An 18,241-nucleotide genomic window follows, 5' to 3' on the forward strand; every position below is an offset into this window, starting at 1 on the left:
TGCCGCGTATACGTTCCCCTGAAGCGCATAACATATTGTCAGTGCGGGCAAAATGTGACTGCATATCTTATGGTTTGGATCCGTCTGCCGGTACAGCCTTCAGCTCATATTCACCCCTGACCATTACCGTCAGGCTGTTCTTCTGGCCCGGATCGGGCGCAACTCCTCTGCCTCCGCGCGGGAAAATGATGAGATGGTTATTGGCAACGGGCTGGCCGCTCTTAATATCTTCTCCGGACGTCACATCGGCGACCCCGTTCGTATCCGGACTGTAGGCGACCGCTTTGCCGACGCGGACGACCGCTTCCGCTCCATCCCCAAGCAGCAGCGTTTGTCCGCTTGGCACGGTGACGATTTTAATTCCTGCAGCATCGGTATCGTCGCCGGATGGATCGCTGCCGGAACCTGTGTTATCAGACGGCGTACCGGGCGGCTGCGTTATCCCCCCGGTTATTGCGGCAATTTTTTGATCAACGTAGCTTTTCGTTACGACGGGATCGTCAACCGATCCCGGCGTCAGACCGCCCGCTTCGCTATCCGCAATGGTCGGCAACTGCGTTCCCGCCCATACTCCGATACCGATTACCGGGATAAGTATCATGATTTTCAGACTTTTATTACGCAAGTTCCGCTGCTCCTCCTTTAATCGAGCCATCCTCCTCTTTGCTCATCGGATCATGCTTGTTTAATGAGCCGCCGCCACCCTCTTCATAAAGAGTGTGCTGGCAGAAACGTTTGTCGCCGTATTTGACCGGCAAACAAAAGATGGAAATCTAAGAAAGTATAAGTATGGAACGTTATACTCTCTTAGATTTTGAAGATAGCCTTATGAAGATAGCCTTATTTAATAGAGTCTACTCTATTTTCCGCCGTGATTCCACCTTACTCCGAGGTCGTGAACCATTTGAGAGATTTGGATGCAAGCAGCAGCTTCGAATCCTGATAGACATCGTATACGTTGAGCGTATAGTTTTCATATTGGTTGATCTTCGACTGGATGTCCGGATCGTTCATCGTCATGGTGATCGCGGTATTCTGGGCTTCTTTTAACAACTCTTCGTTCGTTCCCGGCGCGCTTAAGGCAAACGGCTTCGAATACGTCGTTTTGCTCGAATCATTGTTTACAAACTCGATCAGCAGCTTATGATCCCCGGTAATCGATTCATATTGAGCGTCTTTGGCAAGCGTATAATCGGCCGTTATTTTTAATCCTTCGACATTATACAGACCGGTCGTATTCAAAAATGCTCTAATATGCTTCAAATCCAGCATATAACCGCCGAAGCCGATGCCTGTCAACGAGCTTTGGGTTGTAGCGGACGCCGCTCCGCTGATGGAATAGGCTACGGGGTTTACAACGACCGCCGCATCCGTCTTGCCCGGGTCGGACCCGCCGCTTCCGGTGCCGCCGTCCGAATTAGGCGCTGGTCCCGTGGGATTGCCCGTACTGCTCGGCAGAGACTGCCCGACGATAAATTGATAAGCGGATGTATCGAAATTTTTGGAGATTTTAGCCCAAGCCGAAACAAGCGCCTTGCCGCTGGGACTAATTTTATCTTTCACTTTTGCAAATTGCACCGGAATGATAATGCCGTTCTTATCCTCGATGTAGCCGCCCAAATCGGCAATTTGAGAGGCGCGCACCTCATTATTTACCGCATCGAATTCCGCATAAAAATTGTTGAACGTCTCCCCTTGAAAAACAGCCGTCCGATGAATGGTGATGGCCGCCCGTTTCCCGATGCCGTTTATGATGTATGGCGAATCAACCGGTTTTACAGGAATACTGCTCAGCTGTTGCGCGGAGAATTGATACAGCTGCTTGCCTGCTTTGTCCTGAACCGGTTCCGTGCTGACAAACGTGATCCGGTCAACGGACGTCGTAAACGGAATTGACGTATAAACAACCGCATTGTAAGAAGCCCCTGGTGCGATCGTAATCGAGTCATCCAAAGCGGCCGCTTTTTGCTCCGTGCCGATTTTCACGCCGTTCACCATAAAATATCCGCCGAGTGACGGCACCTGCTTCGTCATGTTGCTGTTGTTCGTAATGGTCAGGTTCGCGACAAGCATGTCACTGTCGCCAAGCGGAGAGCGCTGGACCGAATCAAGCTTAATGCTGTAATCATTATAAGAGAATGCGCCGCCTACGCTTCCCTGCTGGGATGAGGTCTGGAGCATATAATTCGCAACGATATAAGAGGGTTCTTTATCGGTTGCGGCTGTTTTCACGACGAGCTGGGCAGATTCGAGCTGAACGGATGACGGAATATTACCCGTCAGCGATACCGGTTTTTCAATGTTCGGGAGCAGCGTCGCATTCTCTTCTTTCGTAAAGGTGAGAGGATAACTGATCCCCGATTTGGTCATTAGATAGTATTCCAGAACCGGATTCGCGATGGATGCCGTGCCGGTATTGGTCAGACTAAAATCCAATGAGACTTGATTGCTGCCGCTTCCTTGCGTGACAAAAGCTTGGCCGGCTTCTGTCGCTACCGGACTGCCGGTCATATATACCGTTCTCGCTTGTCCGGCCGCTACCGGCGGAGCCGGTGTCGTAGAAGGCAAAGCAAATACACCGGAAGGCAGCATCACTTTAGATGCTTCATCGTTTAAAGCGACGATAAAAGAGAGCGGTTTGCCCGCTACGGCTGCCGGCAGCGCGGCATGCGCCGTCACGATTTTCCGTTCTTTTGGCTGCAAAATCGTTTGGTCGAAGCTTGGTGCCGTTACGGTATATACGGATAAACTGTCCGTTTGAATGAACAGCTTCATTTTGGACAAATCGCTTGCCTGCAGGCCGACATTCTCAAGCAAAAAGTTCACCGTTAAATATGCGCTGTTCGCATCTTTCGTGACAAAAGCCTGTTTCACGGCGCCTTTAAGCTTGTTATTGTTATACAGCATGACAGATCCGTTGTAAGCGGCTATCTTGTCAGAGACGCCCGCCGGATATGAAACGGTGCCCAATTTACGCTCGTAGTTGGCAGCTGAAAAATCCCACTTCACTACCTCAAACATTAAATCGTTGATGCGGGTACCGTTATCGACAACGGCATAATAAGTTATGTATTGCGTTGATTTTGGAGCAATCGTCTTTTTCGTCTTATCGGCTTCGATCACACTTGTTTGAAACGTTTTGCCCGACTTTGTTTTCACTCTCAGCCAATAATCGATCATATCCAGCTGGGAGGCGCCGTTATTCGTAATTGCAACGGAGAAGGCAAGCACTTTCCCGCTGCCCTGCATCAGAAAGTGCGCATCGCGGATATTCAAATAGCTGCTGGCGTTAAGCTTCACGATCTGCCCGGACAAGCTGATCTTGCTGACGGCGGCTGCAGCGTGCGGAGCAGGAAGAATACCGCCCTGCAAAAGAAAGGAAGATGCTACTATCGTTGCAGCTCCTAGTTTAAACCACTTATAACCCACATTCATTCCTCCTGATTATCTATGTAATCTATTAGACGTTTAATGGAAGAACTTTGTTTCGTTTTCCATAAACAAATATGAATTCTGGTGAAAAAGTAATAGAACCAAATTACCACATTTGTTTAGCTAGAACTAGAATAACGGAGGAAATGAATGGAGGATGAACGGGATGAGAAAAAGAAGTAGAAAAAAGCCTGCCGGATTTCCGGCAGGCTTTTAGTAAAGCTGTAATTCAGATATTAGTGCAATTACTCAACAACGATGGTAGTCGTAGCAGTTACACCGTTAGTCGTTACATAAGTCAGCGTTGCAGTTCCTTTAGCTACGCCAGTAACTTCCAGGCTGCCAAGGGTCGTGCTTGCAACTTTAGTATCGCTGGAAGTCAGAAGACCGTTGTTGGAAATTACAACTCCATATTGGTCTTTTACTTCAACGGATACCGTTACTTTGCCATTCGGAGCAACCGTGTACTCTTCTTTACCGAAGGTAACAGTTTTAGCAACCGGTGCATCCGTGGATACCGTTACTTCTTGCTCAGCAACTTTGCTGGATCCGACATAAGCGGATACCGTAGCTTTACCAGCTTTAACGCCGGCAACGCTGGTTGCGGAAGCCGTTTTGATGATCGACTCGTCGGAGCTGGTTACGAAGTCAGGCGCGGATTTAGCCAGAGCCACTTCAGTTCCAGTGGACGTTTTGCCAACCAGTTCAACACCTTTGATGTAGCCGCCAGTTGCGCCGCCGTCTTTACCATAGATCGTTCCGATCGATTTAATACCGTACGATTTAACATCAGCGGAGTCAACAACCGTTACCGTGAACTCGTAAGAGGAGTTGGCAACACCATTCAGCGAAACCGTTACTTTCGAAGATCCGGCTTTACCTTGGGCAACCAGTTTGCCACCTTCGTAAGTCACGATGGACGTATCCGCAGGTACTACAGAGTAAGTAACGTCAGTTACGGAAGATACGGCTTTCGTACGGCCATAGGTGTCAACAAAAGTGATGTTGTCCCCATCGAACGCATTGGATGCGCCATCTTCATACGTTGTTGCAACGTCTTTAATGCCGTTAACCATTTTAGGATCTGCTTTCGGGTTAACCGTCAGCGTCAGGCTACCAACTTGCGCACCGTTCACATAAGCGTAGATGTAAGCGGTCGTTGCAGCTGTAACCGAAGCTTTATCGAAAGTAAATACCAGTTGACCTTTTGCATTAACTTTCTTTGTAAAAGGAACGCTGGAGGTGATGTTGAGTTCATCCGTTCCAGTTCCGAGTTTCAGGTCTTTGCCTGCAAGCGGAGCGTTGAAGTTGTCAACTGCTGCGAAAGGAATTACTACTTCCTCACCAGCTGCAACCAGAACACCCGGGTTGCTCAGTTGAAGCTTGCTTACAATAGACGGACCGGCGATTTGAACCGTCGTCGAAGCAGTTGCGCCTGTAGCAAGGTTCAGAGCGTTGATAACCAGAGTAGCGGATTTAGCCACATCAATAGTGAGTACGCCGTCTTTATCAACGGCATAGTTGCTGACTACGCCTTGTTGGCTCAGCATGAATGTGATGCCGCCGATCACGAAACTGTTTGCACCAGCAGCAACAGCTGTTTTCGAAGTTTCAGGCAGTTTGATTTTCGTGCCGTATTGGTCGGTCAGTTCAATCGGAAGAATCAAACCGGTTTCTCCAGCGGAGATGCGGGTTTTGTCTTTCAACGGAGCAACCGTACCCAGTTTGATGGAAGTTGCCGCGCTGCCGGACACCACTTTGAACGATTTGGAAGCTGTCAGTCCGCTGGTATGCGATGCCGTTACAACGATCGTATCGTCGACTTTAGCTACACTGTCGGAAGACAGATCGTACGTGCCGTAAGTGTCTTTCGTAACCGTTTTGCTTTGAGTAGCGTTGTAAACCGTTACGTCCAGGCTCGGGTTTGCGATTTCTTTACCGAACTGGTTGTAAAGTTTAACGGCCGGATCTTGTTTGATTGCTTTTTGCAGAGAAGTAGTCGTAATTTCGACTTTAGCTGCTTTCTCGTCGGCAACGGTAACTTTAACGGCTGCAAAGCCTTTAACCGTTACGTCATACTCGCCTGCAGGCAGGAAGTTGGTGCTCAGAGCAACCGACTTGCTGTCGTCAGCCCATTTCGCAGTCAGCGTGTAAGGAACGAGACCGTTCTTCACGTCGAAAGTCAGAGCGGATTTCTCGCCGGCGCTCAGAGCGCGGTTGAACGAAATCGTGATTTCGCCTTTGTTTGTTTGCTCTGCTTTGGAAATTGATGCAGCTGCGAGAGTTGCCTCAACTTCGTAAGTTTTACCGTTGTAGTCAACGGAAACTTTCGTTGCTTGACCTGCTACGAGAGCCGTATCGAGCGTTTTCTTAACAACTTGGTTGTCAGAGAACGTAACTTCGATGTTTTTCTCGTCAACAACGTTTACGGATTTAACCGTTACAGCTTGGCTAGCGTTTGCGATTTCGTAAGCTGCGTTAACAACCAGCTCGCGAGTTGCGCCTACTTTGTAGGAAGCAGCCGGAGCGATGAAACCAGCTTCGATAGCTGCTGCTACGTAGCCTTTCGCCCAAGGAGCAACCGTACCGGAAACCGTAGCGTTTTCGTCTACTTCCAGACCTGCAGTCAGAACGAGCGTTTTAGCAACTTGCTCGATCGTAACGTTTTGGGAAGGTCCGAACAGGTTGTTGCCAAGGCCGTTCACGAGACCGGCTTTGGTAGCTGCGCCTATGTAACCTTTTGCCCAGTGGTTAGCCGAAACGTCTTTGTAGTTTGCGGCAGAAGGATCTTCAGCCAGACCGCTCAGCAGATCCAGAACTTTCGTGAATTCTGCGCGAGTGATGTTTTTGTTAAGGCCGGAAGTTCCGTCCGGATATCCGGATACGATGCCCGCTGCTTTCAGAGCATCAAATTTTTGTTGGGAAGTAAGGTCGCTAGCTGCAAATGCTGCACTTGCGAACATGGAAGTTACAAGCGCGCCTGTTACGACCAGAGATAAACTTTTCTTCATAACCTTTTTTTCTCCTCCTTGGAATTGCATCGGTTCTTGAGAGTGTTTGTGGGAAAATTCATTGCTCGTTTTCCTCATATGATGTGTCACCCCCTTCCCAGAGTTGAGCGTTTATTTGTATAAAATGATGTCTGCATCCATGCTTAGCTCTTTTGTAAGAACATGTCGCAGAAACTCGTAAATAAAGGTAGAAAAAAATGGTAGAAGGTCAAACCACTATAACATTATACAATGGCATACCATCACCGTAAAGAGGGATTTGAGAATATGTTCCAAACCGGCAGGGAGACCTTAAACCGGTCTGTTCTTCCCGTCTCTTTGCGACTCCATGTATATAAACGCAGGCGCCGCGAAAAAGTTGCGATTCGCTCAAAAAATTTTTTTAGTTTTTTTTATTGCCCGAAACAGCATGTATTCCTTGAAGATTCTATTATATTGGAACACATTAAATATAGCTTGTTTAACCGAATTCCGTCGACGCGAAACTTTTTCAATTTGCGGAACGTGTCGAAATGTGCTGTGAGATTCTAGTTGATGTTCGGCAGCCGTTTCATGCTTACAAGCACTTTTCCGAGAATGATCGAAGCGTCCGAGCGAAGCAGATTCGCCTGCGGCTCGAAGACGTTGCCTTTTTTCGGATCGTTCACGTCGACCGGAGACCCCTTGATAAAACCTTTTTGGGCGATCGCCAGCACCGATGCCTTGGCATAGTAACTGATCTTGTCATAGTCCTTGAATTGCTTCTGCAGTTGGGCGTCGATCTTGACCGGATCGGTTTGCAGCTTAAGCTCCATCGCCCGCGCGAGAATGACCGCCGCTTCTTCGCGGGTCAAATTTTTGTCCGGTTCGAAGACGCGGGGCGAAGTCCCCGGATAAACCCGTCGCGCGCCGCAGTTTCAATATATTTGAAATCCCAAAACGGCGTCGAGACGTTGCTCGTCACATCGTCAAACTGCGGCGTGCCGGTATTGTAATTGAGCGGCGTCTGCAGCGCCTTCACGATCATCGTTGCAAATTCGCCGCGGTTAATATACAGATTGGCGCCGAACTCATCTGCCCCCGCTGCGTTCATAATGCCTTTGGCGTACAAAGCTTCCAAATAATTACGGGCATAAGGGTGCGACGTAATGTCCGTATACGAATATTTAAGCTGGCCGACGACGTAATACCCGAATTCGGAGAACGGCACGGTCACCGTATTTTTCTTCGTGTCGACGATGCCGCCGGCATTCACCCATTCCGGTTTCTTCGGATCGAAACGGAATACGGTAATGATCGTCCCGTTGCCGTCTACGATTTTCGGATCGTAGGAAAGCGTCAGCGTCCCCCGTTTCGATACGATCATTTCCCTGTCTTCGGGCCGGTCGGCATAAGACGGAACGCCCGACGCCGGGAACTGGTACGGATCGATGCCGTACTTCAGCGGATCGTTCACCGTTCCCGTTGCCGGGTTGTCGGCAAGGCCCGCGTCGATCCAAAACACATTGCTTGCTTTCGAAAAATGGTCGGAGAACGTTCCGCTGAACATGTTTCCGAGGCTGGCCAAGATGAGATCGAAGTTGGCCGGCTGCGCTTCGAACTCATGCCTGTCGACGACGCCGTCCTCGGGATTGGCGATGCCGAACAACAGCTGATGTCCCGTAAACACTTGGTTCTTAAGCTCTTGCGGGACATTATAATCTTTGCGAATCAGGGTCGTCCCTTTCGGGAACGAAAGCTGAACCGAGCTGTCAAACACTTTATGCGCGTTTTTCATCGGTTCCATATACGCCGCACCTGGAATATTGGTTGGCGCATAGGTGACGGTTATCGTATCCGATGTGCTGTCGTTCGCATTCTGGATCGTAAATTTAAGCTTGTTTTCGCCGGCCTTCAGCCCCGAAACGACCGCTTTATACGCCGTCCGGTAGTCGATGACGCCGTCGTTGTCGGCATCAAAATCCGTTTTTTCCGCGACTACCTTATTGACGACGACGGATGTGGCATTCGGCGCATCGATAACGATTTCCGCATAGTTCTGATTGACAATCCGCTTGGACGTCAGCGGCCGAAGCACTTTGTATGGCAGCGCGGTTGGATCCACTTCAAGCCGGTAGCCGGCGCGGGCGCCCGCTTCGCCGTTGTTATAAACATAGAAGTTGTAGACGCTGGAGCTGCCGTCCGTGCTCAAATCCTGATTGTCCAAAATAAACGAGAACGTCTGCGTTTTAACGTCATACATCACCGTCAGCTTCTCCACTTTTTTCACCGGCTCAGGATTTACAAGCGCGATATCCGGAGCGGCCGGATTGGAGCTGTCGATAATTTTCAGCTGATTGTTCAGCGTCCACACGATCGGCGTTTTAAGCGTTGTGCCCTCGATTTTCAAGATATAGTCGGCGGGGTTCGTAATTTTACCCCATTCCGCATCGGCCGAGCTTTGATCGGTAATTGTGCCGAAGTCCAGAAAATCGAAGGTTCCGTAAATGTTCATCTTCGGTTCTTTGGTTGTGAACACGCTGCCCGATTTCGGGAAGTTCGGATCGTTAGCCAGCGGCTTGCTGCCGAAATCGGTGCTGTACGGATAGACCGTATCCGATTGCGCCGGGATGACCGGAATGTTGAGCTGGTTCAAATAAATGCTGATCGTGTTTTCATAAGTGTTTTTCGAGCCTTTATAAACGAAACGCAGCTTGTATTCTCCGCCGCCTGCTTTGAGAAAGTCAATCGCATCCTTAACGGCGCCCGTATTGATATCTCCCGTCAGCTTGAAACGCGTCGGATCTGACGGATAGGCTGTGTCCTGCTCGATCGCAAACTGGGTGTTGTTAATATAAAAGAACATCGTCTGCGGCTGGCCTGACGCCGCTGCATAGCGGATTTCGGACGTGTCGTTCAAATTGCTCAGCTTCGCCTTGAAGCTGCTTAGCGTCCCCGTAACGATGTCGCTCATCGCCGAGGCGTTGGTCGAATCAAAATTAATCGACATGCCGTCGTACACGGAGGTGTACTGCAGGAAAGGGCCGAACAGCATATTAAAGGTGACCGACCCGGTGCTGCCGCCGGAGCCGTTCAGCTGAAAGGTCACCGTTTGCGTCCCTTCGAACGGCAGTTTGGTGAACACATAAATTTTGCGTTCAAAAATCCGGTTGACGCCGTCAACCGACTTCGTAATGAACTCGGATTTTGCTTCCGTCCCCGTATATCCGGTCGTTACGGTCGTTCCGGACGCGTTTTTGATTCCCGTTACCGCAATCGTAGATGGAGAACCCGAGGAGTTGCCGATCAGCACTTCCATCGCCAGCGGGGAATCGTAAATATTTTGACCTTCGAGCGGCTGGCTCGCAATTGTTGCATCGCTTAGCGTCTTATAGCCGGGCAAATAATTGATTTGATCGATATACGGCTGGTTCGAATCTTTAAGCGTAAACGCCAGTCCGTTCACGCCTTCCGTATTTTTGGTCACTTCGTTGAAAGCTTTCAAATCCAGCGAGTAGCGATGATCATAAGTAAGCGCGCTGGTGATATTGTTTACAGTCCTGGTGAAATCGTAAATGAAAAAAGCATCCGTATCAGCCGGGCTTCCATTAGCCGCACTGTTCGTCTGGAACGTACCGCTCAACGCATCCAGCTGATAGGTTACCGTAATAGGAGTACCAGGGTCCGGATGCGGCTTCATGGAACCGCCGTCCATCTGATAGTTGTTCGGCACGATGACGGTACCGGTGAAAGACAGATTGGAAGTGCTGCCGGCATTCCCGGTCGAAAAATTGGGTGATTTCTCCAGCGCGGCACTCGTGTTATTTTGCGTATCGTTAATGTTTACATCATAAAACGTGACCTCACCGTTATAAAAGGCAATGTCGCGCGTCGTCACGATCGACTGGTTGTTGTTCGTCACCGTAATTTCAACCTGGTTTTTGCCTTTCTTCACCGTGAGCGGCGACAGCGTAAACTGGTAATTGTTCGTGCTGCTGACGCTGTAGGAACGGCTGCTTCCGTTCACGCTGACCGTTACTTTGCTCGCATTGGGCGCGTTGCCGGTAATGGCGATATCGGCGCTCGTTCTTCCGTTGGTAGCGCTCGAATGAACGACGGTCGTTACATTTTCATTCATGTCGAACGATTGTCCGTTCAGCTTGGCGGCGAGGTTGTAAAAAACCGGACCGTCATGATAGGTAATATAAATGGAATTGGTTACTTCCGCCCCGTTGTACAATCCTTTGAACGTAATGCGGTTAAGACCGGAAAAAAGCTCCAAGTTGCTGACTGTAAGCGTATATCCGTTCAGGTAGATCCCGCCGGTAACGCCTTCCTTCTTGGACCCGATCTGATCATCTGTTGGAGATGACGTCCCCCCATTGTTGACGATCTGATAAATGCTGTACGAAATCGATGAAGCGCCGATGTTGCTGACCGAACCGGTCAACGTCACGCGCCCGTCCGTCGTGACGCGGGGCTGCGTCGAATCGCTGCTTTCACTTGGAAATGTAAAGTAACCCGCAGCAGCCGCTTCGACGGAAGAGCTGTTATAGGCCGGCAGGAACTGAATGACTAACGTCAAGAGCAGAAACAAAATACCATATCGTTTTAACACGGTTAGCCCCCTCCAAAATGTTAACTGAACATTTTATCGGCTTGGAGCTGGAAAAAGTTTAGGAGCGGAGGGAAAAAGGAGCGCTGCACGGGACTGTTTGCCCGCAACAGAAAGCTTAACAACGCTAAAATATTAAAGCGCATGGACTTTCTGTTCGGCATGAAAAGCTACCTCTTACGTAGGGTCATTCATCGTGGAAATGGCTTCGAATAGGAGCTTTTCTTATCTTCCGATCGCCACCGTCCCCGGATTCTGGGATTCAGTAAACCCTTAGCAGGGTTAGAATCCGGGGCAAAAGCAAGCCTATGCTTCCGAAGCAGCTTTCTGGCGAAAGCTTGTAGCTTACGCTTCTCCAGATTCAAACAGTCCCGCTCCGCTATCCTTTTTCAATGTGGAAGGGCAGATAGGGCTGGGCGAGAAAATTGCTAACGGGCAAATGTTAGATTAACATTTTTTCACCTGCATCAGTAAGTGCTAAGCCATTCTGTTTGTCTCGAATAAACAACTTAACCTGTAAAGACTGAAAATTTGCTCTATTATCGTTTGACTGGAAGCCAATCTAGTACTCTTTGAATTTGGGTGTCCCAATATTTCCAATCATGATCTCCAGGACCTTCTTCGTAAGTTATATCAAGCCCAATATTTTGTGTGAAATCTTTAAAATCTTTATTAACCTCATAAACATAATCTTCTGTTCCACTGCATTGATAGAGTTTAGGAATCTCTGTATTGGATTCTTTGACTCTTTGTGCAAGGTATTTCAGATCGTGCTCCGTTCCGCTCAAGTCTCCCCTATCTCCAAATGCATTCATAGCAACTTGATGCAAAGGCAGCAGAGTAGGACTTCCTTTGTGCGTTTTTTGAGCTAAGCTGTTAGCGACCTTATATAAATTAAGTGCCCCGGATAGGCTTGCAGCAGCAGCGTATTTTTCCGGGTTGCTGAGGGCAAGCTTGAATGCTCCGTATCCCCCCATTGATAATCCGGCAACAAAATTTTCTTCTCGCTTGCTGGAAAGAGGAAACAACATTCTCGCTAACTGTGGCAGCTCTTCGCTAATATAACTATAATAAGGTTTACCATAAGCCATATTCGTATAAAAACTGTGATCTGCTGCCGGCATCACAATCGCGATTTTTTTTGCCTCAGCATATCTTTCAATCGAGGTATTTCTCAACCAGGCACTATGGTCATCCGACAAGCCATGGAGCAAATATAAAGTAGGATACTTCTTCCCTTCTTCAAAATATTGCTCAAGTCTCCCAAAATTTTCATCATCCATTGTCGGAGTAGGAATATAGACGAACATAGAAGTTTGCAACATTAATTTTCTAGAAAAAAACTTACATTCCATTAAAGCCAAAAAAACCACACTCCATTCGTATTAATAACTTTTTATGCTTTAACAGAAATAGGATAAAAATATTAAGGGAGAGCATCTCTCCCCTTAACAATATTATTGTTATGATTTATCTCCAGTTTTTAAACAATGTTTCAATTTCCTCTAAAGTTTGAGTAGAGTTAGATTTGTTTGCAACAAACTTCTGTAATACATGGCCGATATCGGTTGCTATAGGAAAGTAGTCCCAAAATGCCACTGGCACCACTTTTCCTTGTTCAAGATAAGATAATAAATCCATATTGATGGGACCAACGAATTGCTCTACCGGCTTGATCGTTTTCATGGCTGGAACTTGATGAAAACCTTCAACGAGAGTTTTCTTCCCTATATCTGAGGTCACAAGGAAATTCAAGAACTTTTTGGCAATTTCTTTATTCGGAGATTTGTTGTATACCGCTAGTGAATAAATTTGCATATTTAATTTATCATTTACTTTAATGTCATCCATAAATGGGTATGGCATTATTCCCATTTTTAATCCAGGATTTGATTTATTAACACTGTCTTGAATCCAATTCCCTTGTAAAGCCATCGCAGCCTTTCCATTTACCAGATCATTTGCCTGCGTAGTTCCATCAGTTGTTAAATCTTTATGGTTTCCATGTTCAACTGAAAAACGTAAAACATCAAGCATCCCTTCAAATAAGGGGTTACCAACAAGATGTGCCTTGCCATTCCTAAGGTCTTCAATAAACTGAACGGGATTATCTACTCTAGCTATAGCATTATTAAAAAAATGTGCTCCTAACTGAAATAATGGTTCTCCATAAGAGTTAACAAACGGCTGGGTTCCAGTATCCTCGAGCTTTTGTGTAACAGCTTTTAGCTCTGTGAACGTCTTCGGTGTTGCTGTGATGCCTGCTTTTTCAAAGAGTTCTTTATTATAAACGAGCCCAGCCCCTTCAATAATATAGGGCATCCCTAACAGCTTGCCGTCCCTCGTGACAAATCCTTTCGTACCTTCATATAAATCACCTACCCACGGTTGGTCGGACAAATCCTCATAAAAGTCCTTCCAGACATCTACATTCCAGTTATTGAAAATATCAGGCATATCACCGGCAGCGTATCTTGCTTTCAAAGTTGGATCAAAGTCGATTGAATTAACATACGAGAACTCAACTTTAACTCCAGGGTTCTGTTTCTCAAATTCCCTGGCTATATCTTTGTATCCTTCAAGGTTCTTATACTCAACCACTCTAATTGTTACTTCTTTTTGTTTATTGGATCCATCACCATTCGATGCTTGATCTGTTTTTGATTGATTTCCACTAGAAGAACATGCCGACAGTAATGTTCCCAGTATTATTACCGTACAACCAACCGACCAAATCTGTTTCATCCTTAACCCTCCAGTAATTTTTTGGGATTGTGATTGCTTATGAGAACAAACCCCTAATACGGAACGATTTGGCATTTATTAGGTGATTGTTTGTTCAACTCGTTTACCCTTTTACAGAGCCGGCTGTAATACCCTCAATGATATAACGTTGTAGGAACAAGAAGAATAATAACAGGGGGGCAGAGGTCATGACTAATGCAGCCAATGCTGTATTCCAAGCTTGTTCATGGTCACCGAAAAAGGTGCTAACAGCAAGTTGTACAGTACCGTAACCCGGTTTTTGCAGCATAATGTTTGGAAGCAGAAAATCGTTCCATATCGTAAACGAATTAATCAAAATAACTGTAACGACCATTGGCTTCAGTAAAGGAAATACAATTTTCCAAAATACTCGGTACGGACCGCAACCGTCTATTCGTGCCGATTCCTCAAGCTCAATTGGAATGGATTTAAGAAATCCATGAAATAATATTACAGCAAAAGAAACTCCGAGCCCCCAATATACAACAATGATTCCTTGAATATTGTTCATTAAATGAAACCATTTCGCGACCTTGATCAAAGGGATCATGACCGCTTGAAACGGAACTGCCATTGAAGCTATAGACAATCCAAAAAAGAAATTATTCGTCCGAGTTCCATGTCGCGCGATTCGGTAGGAGCCCATTGCTGAAATCAAAGCAATCCCAATTGACCCTAGCAATGTGATAACAATCGTATTTCGAAATGCAAGCGGAAGATCGATAGATTTCCAAGCAGCAGAAAAGTTTCCCCATTCGAAAATAGTTGGAAGGCTTGCCGCGTTCCGGGTAATTTCGGCAAAAGTTTTGAGTGAATTGCTTAATACTAGATAAAAGGGAGAAAGAAATACGACAAGCAATAGCAATAGAATTAGTTCAATGAGGAACAGCTTGCGGAAATAAGTGGCATGCATCACACTTGCACCTCCCGCTTCTTCGTCAAATACACTTGGATGATTGAAATAATCATGACAATAAAGAAGAAAACGATTGCTTTTGCAGCCCCCAAGCCCATGTTATTTTTTGCAAATGCTTCAGTATATATGTTCATTGCGATTGATTCAGTAGAAAGAAAAGGCCCTCCTTTTGTAAGGGCATAGTTTAAATCAAATGATTTGAAAGCAGCGACTGTAGATATAAAAATACAAACTGTAATAGATGGCATGATCATCGGAAAAATTACATCGCGAAGAATCTGTGGGGTTTTAGCTCCGTCAATCGTAGCTGCCTCGATCAAATCTCGCGGTACATTTGCCAAACCGGAAATATAATAAACCATAATATAACCGACTGCCTGCCAGACAAACACAATAACTAGCGCCCAAAAAGCGGTTGTTTCATTGCCCAGCCATGGTAGATTAAAAAAAGCAATGCCACTATATTCACCTATAGTAGAGAACCCCTGAGAATATATGAAAAGCCAAATGAAACCAAGTATTATTCCGCCAATTACGTTAGGCATAAAAAATAATGTGCGCAGTACATTTCTGCTCTTTAAAGGTTTAGATACAAAATATGCTATTATGAACCCAATGACGTTGCATAGAATAACCGACACAAATGTAAAACGAATCGTAAACCAGAGTGAATGTAAGAACTGTGTATCATTAGTGAATATAAATTTATAGTTATCTATGCCAACCCAAGGCATTTTATCTGACAAACCATTCCAATTCGTAAATGAATAATAAATACCAAAAGTAAAAGGAATGGCTGTGATCAAAGTGAATAAAATAACAAAAGGACCCATAAATACAATTTGTTGCATAATACTTGTTGACCAAACTCTATTCATCACAATACACCTCACCTTACCCATGATCGCCGTCTGTACATTGGCGGAACCGCTATCGCTGACAGAAACATGTTGGTGATTATTTGGAATAATAGCGAACTTCAAACGTTTTGCAGCCATTTGGCGCCACCCAAGGACCATGCTTCATGCCGGGCGGACGGCAAGCCACCATACCCGCAGTAAACTCCTGATTCAGTGTCAGGTCGATGATTGAGCCTTCAATGATGTACAGTTCCTCCCAAAAATCATGAATCTGTACCCCGTTAGGAGTCGTATCGGTTCCTGGCGCAAAGATGAGGATACGTGTCGCGACACCCGATTCCGGATCTTTGGCGATTACTCTTTCAGATAAACCTTCCACCTTGCTGAAAGGTACCTCCGCAAATTGACGATAATCGGTAAATTCCAGTTCCTGTTTTCCCATTTCTTATTCCTCCTCAGCGTTTTTTAAAAGTTTCATTTGATATTTAAGCTCGAGCTTGCGGCCTGCCTTACGATCTATCAGTTCAGCCCGGAAAGAGCCTCCAAACACAAATCCTCCGTGAAGCGGCAGTGTTCCGCAATAAAGCGCCATGTCGGAATCTGCATAGCCTCTGTCTTTTACAATTCGCATCAACTGTTCCGGATGCAGAAACTCGCCTAACTTTCCGGATTGATATAATTGCTCACCGCCATCGATCTGTACCCAGCTTTTTATTTCAATTTCATCCCAGCGGTCAATAAACGAATCAAGCAGCCAGAGCTCTTTAGTAACCGTTTTGGCGCAAACTTGTTTTGATTTTTGGATCGATACCGCCTCCAGCACCCGATCCGTATGGTCGCTGCCAAGCCCTGCGTACCAACTTCCATCCATGTGGAGCAATACGACTTCAGCTTCACCGCTGCTGTCGTTTTGAACAACCGTGATTTCACTCGAGGTAAGAAGCAGTTCCGGGGAAAGATCATACAGCATTGGAACCTGTGGCGGGGCGGGAATACCCAATTCTTTTAATTCCGCAATATGTTTCTTGACAGAATCTTGATCTTTGCCTGTATAACCGGCAATAACTAACCGTTTTGGCGTCCAGTTCATCACGGTCTCATCGCATATAAATTCCATATTTATGTACATCCTTTCTCGTTAGCCATCCATGCCCCTCTCGGGGCACCACAGAGTAATGAAAATTTTGGTGCGGCGTTCTATACTATTCTTACGGCTGGTGAGGAAGGTCGTTAAGCTATGGTGTCGCGAACCCATCCGTTAGTCTGACTACGACGATCACGGTGCACCACGGTATGTCGCTCCTTTTGGGAAGCACGCGGGGTAGAGTAATCCTTTCTGGTTGTTGCACCAGTCCTCAATTTCAATTGCCGTAGAAAGGTGAATGTTATGGATGTCCTCATCGAGCGCGCTTGCGGTTTGGATGTTCACAAGAAGTCCATTACCGCTTGCGTCATGACTCCCGAAGGAAAGGAGATTAAGACCTTTCGTACGCATACGGTGTTCCTGCTGGATTTAATCGACTGGATCAAGCAGCATCGCTGTACGCACGTGGCCATGGAGAGTACCGGTGTTTACTGGAAACCAATCGTCAACCTGCTTGAAGCCGAGGAGATTCAATTCCTCGTCGTAAACGCACAGCACATTAAAGCTGTTCCCGGCAGGAAGACGGATGTGAAAGATGCCGAGTGGATCTGTAACCTTCTGCGTCATGGACTGCTCAAACCCAGCTACATTCCGGACCGTAACCAACGCGAACTCCGCGAATTAGTCCGTTACCGTCGCAGCCTGATTCAGGAACGCTCTCGTGAACATAACCGGGTTCAGAAGGTCCTTGAAGGCGCCAACATTAAGCTCGCTGCTGTTGTCTCCGACATTATGGGCGTGAGCAGCCGCGATATGATGGGGGCCATGATCGAGGGAGAAGAAGATCCCGAAAAGCTGGCAGCTTTCGCGCGACGAACTCTGAAGAAAAAGAAGGAAGAGTTGGAATTGGCCTTACGCGGCAACATGAGTGCCCACCAACGGATCATGCTGAAAACGATGCTCACACACGTCGATTTTCTGAATGAGCAGATTCTCGAACTGGATACGGAGGTAGCCAAACGGCTCGACCCTTTTCAGCAAGACATTGAACGTCTAGATACCATTCCAGGGATCGGCCGACGAACCGCAGAACAAATCCTTGCCGAAGTTGGGACTGATGTCGGTTCGCGCTTCCCATCCGCCCCTAATCTCTGTTCATGGGCGGGCCTAGTTCCAGGGCAGAATGAAAGTGCCGGAAAACGAAAATCCTCAAAAACTCGCAAAGGCAACAAATATCTCCGAGCGGCACTGATTGAAGTCGCCCATTCCGTATGCAGATCCGACAACTACCTAGGAGCACAGTACAGACGCATTGCCGCCCGAAAAGGCAGACACCGAGCAGCCGTAGCCGTCGCGCACTCCATCATGACCATTGTTTATTACGTTCTTACACGAAAAGAAGATTACAAAGATTTAGGAAGTCATTATTTTGAACAGCGACAACAAGAAGCGATCGTGAGACAAGCCGTACGAAAGCTTGAGAATCTTGGTTTTCAGGTAGCCCTCTTTAATTCGGAGGCCTCTTAGCGTTTCAATGTCTCAAAATTGCGAAGAAGCACAGTTTTTAAAAACCATAAAAGCTGGGCTTAGTTTCGTGCT

Annotated in this window: 12 protein-coding genes; 1 reads left to right on the plus strand and 11 read right to left on the minus strand. The window is 46.8% G+C overall.

The features are described from left to right. Nucleotides 1–67: 67 nt before the first annotated feature. The 11 genes from VN24_RS08010 to VN24_RS08060 form a co-directional block, all read right to left on the minus strand. Nucleotides 68–625 (minus strand): hypothetical protein, encoded by a 558-nt coding sequence (locus tag VN24_RS08010; protein WP_238590863.1) that lies wholly within the window; start codon nt 623–625, stop codon nt 68–70. A gap of 257 nt (nt 626–882) precedes the next feature. Further along, nucleotides 883–3,429, minus strand: coding sequence for a hypothetical protein (locus VN24_RS08015; protein ID WP_045669959.1), 2,547 nt, complete (start codon nt 3,427–3,429; stop codon nt 883–885). Between the two features lie 248 nt (nt 3,430–3,677). After that, complete coding sequence (locus VN24_RS08020; RefSeq protein WP_045669960.1) at nt 3,678–6,521, minus strand: S-layer homology domain-containing protein; 2,844 nt, start codon at nt 6,519–6,521, stop codon at nt 3,678–3,680. A gap of 449 nt (nt 6,522–6,970) precedes the next feature. Beyond that, nucleotides 6,971–7,276, minus strand: coding sequence for an S-layer homology domain-containing protein (locus tag VN24_RS08025; RefSeq protein WP_045669961.1), 306 nt, complete (start codon nt 7,274–7,276; stop codon nt 6,971–6,973). Next, nucleotides 7,273–11,019, minus strand: coding sequence for an S-layer homology domain-containing protein (locus tag VN24_RS08030; protein WP_045669962.1), 3,747 nt, complete (start codon nt 11,017–11,019; stop codon nt 7,273–7,275). The genes VN24_RS08025 and VN24_RS08030 overlap by 4 nt, the downstream gene beginning before the upstream one ends. A gap of 536 nt (nt 11,020–11,555) precedes the next feature. Next, nucleotides 11,556–12,380: an alpha/beta hydrolase gene (locus VN24_RS08035; RefSeq protein WP_045669963.1), complete on the minus strand. Its 825-nt coding sequence runs from the start codon at nt 12,378–12,380 to the stop codon at nt 11,556–11,558. Nucleotides 12,381–12,486: 106 nt separating this feature from the next. Continuing rightward, nucleotides 12,487–13,761, minus strand: a complete 1,275-nt coding sequence (locus tag VN24_RS08040) for an ABC transporter substrate-binding protein (RefSeq protein WP_052702851.1) — start codon at nt 13,759–13,761, stop codon at nt 12,487–12,489. Between the two features lie 103 nt (nt 13,762–13,864). Further along, a complete protein-coding gene (locus VN24_RS08045) occupies nt 13,865–14,695 on the minus strand; it encodes a carbohydrate ABC transporter permease (protein ID WP_045669964.1) in 831 nt (276 codons plus the stop codon). Then, the gene (locus VN24_RS08050; RefSeq protein WP_045669965.1) at nt 14,695–15,576 is read right to left on the minus strand and encodes a carbohydrate ABC transporter permease; all 882 of its coding nucleotides are present in this window, start codon (nt 15,574–15,576) and stop codon (nt 14,695–14,697) included. Before VN24_RS08050 ends, VN24_RS08045 begins: the two co-directional genes overlap by 1 nt. A gap of 79 nt (nt 15,577–15,655) precedes the next feature. Continuing rightward, complete coding sequence (locus VN24_RS08055; RefSeq protein ID WP_045669966.1) at nt 15,656–16,000, minus strand: cupin domain-containing protein; 345 nt, start codon at nt 15,998–16,000, stop codon at nt 15,656–15,658. 3 nt (nt 16,001–16,003) lie between these two features. Next, nucleotides 16,004–16,675: a DUF2848 family protein gene (locus VN24_RS08060; protein WP_052702852.1), complete on the minus strand. Its 672-nt coding sequence runs from the start codon at nt 16,673–16,675 to the stop codon at nt 16,004–16,006. Nucleotides 16,676–16,945: 270 nt separating this feature from the next. Between VN24_RS08060 and VN24_RS08065 the strand changes: the two genes are divergently transcribed. Continuing rightward, the gene (locus tag VN24_RS08065; protein ID WP_045669882.1) at nt 16,946–18,169 is read left to right on the plus strand and encodes an IS110 family RNA-guided transposase; all 1,224 of its coding nucleotides are present in this window, start codon (nt 16,946–16,948) and stop codon (nt 18,167–18,169) included. Nucleotides 18,170–18,241 lie beyond the last annotated feature (72 nt).

The organism is Paenibacillus beijingensis (genome assembly GCF_000961095.1).
In the GTDB taxonomy this organism is placed as follows: Bacteria; Bacillota; Bacilli; order Paenibacillales; family Paenibacillaceae; genus Paenibacillus_O; species Paenibacillus_O beijingensis.